The sequence below is a fragment of the Actinobacillus minor NM305 genome, assembly GCF_000175195.1.
Classification (GTDB): Bacteria; Pseudomonadota; Gammaproteobacteria; order Enterobacterales; family Pasteurellaceae; genus Haemophilus_A; species Haemophilus_A minor.
Genome location: NZ_ACQL01000091.1, coordinates 1 through 1,046, shown reverse-complemented (window position 1 = coordinate 1,046; position 1,046 = coordinate 1). Strand labels below are relative to the sequence as shown.

Annotated in this window: 1 protein-coding gene; it reads right to left on the bottom strand. The window is 37.0% G+C overall.

Translation table 11 applies throughout. From position 1 onward, the window contains the following. Positions 1 to 112 precede the first annotated feature (112 nt). Complete coding sequence (locus AM305_RS05495) at positions 113 to 925, bottom strand: MetQ/NlpA family ABC transporter substrate-binding protein (RefSeq protein ID WP_005823870.1); 813 nt, start codon at positions 923 to 925, stop codon at positions 113 to 115. Positions 926 to 1,046 lie beyond the last annotated feature (121 nt).

The window sequence follows — 1,046 nt, the reverse complement described above, 5'->3', positions numbered from 1 at the left end:
GATTGCATTTTAGGTTTTGTGCAACTGCTACATAATACCGAAAAAATCCGGATAAAGTTATTTGCTTTATCCGGATTTTAATATTATATAAAAAGATCTATTTATGTTGGAATTACCAACCTTTTACCACACCACCATTAAATAATTTTAATGCTTCCTGGTAAACTTCTTCTGTTTGGAATGATTTTAAGAAAGTTTGAAGACGTGGGTGGGTTTTATTATCTTCACGGCTTACTACTAAATTCACGTAAGGCGAATCTTTACTTTCTACGATAATACCGTCTTTATCTGGGCTTAAACCTGCTTGACCTGCGTAGGTGTTGTTAATTACCGCTAAATCAACATCATCTAACATACGTGTTAGCAATGCAGTATCGGCTTGAACAATTTTGATATTTCTTGGGTTTTCAATAATATCTTGTTCCGTTGAAAAGACGTTTTTAGGATCTTTAAGTTTAATTAAGCCATTTGCTTGAAGTAACAATAAAGCACGAGCGGTATTACTTGCGTTATTTGGGATTGCAATTGTTGCACCGTCTTTTAATTCAGAGATATTTTTGATTTTCTTTGAATATGCTGCAATTGGCCATACTAAAGTGTTGCCAATAACCGCTAATTTATAGCCACGATCTTTCATTTCTTGTTCTAAATATGGCACGGTTTGGAATGCGTTAGCATCTAAATCACCAGCTTGTAGTGCCGCATTTGGTTGTGTGTATTCCGTAAATTGGACTAACTCTACATCTAAACCATATTTTTCTTTTGCGATTTTTACCGCAACTTCGGTCATTTGCGCTTCAGGACCGGTCATTACGCCCATTTTTAATGGTTTAGCTGGCGCTGCAGTTGCTGCTTTTTCTTCTTTACAACCTGTTAAGGCTAATGCAGAAACAAGGGCGATGCCTAAAATTTTTTTTAAGTTCATATAAAATCCTCAAAATAGAAAGCGGTTAAAATTTCTCCCCCTCCGTTTACGAAGGGGGACAGGGGGAGGGATATATTTTGGCATCTTTCGTTACACATTTCCCCCTCCCTCAGCCTTCGGC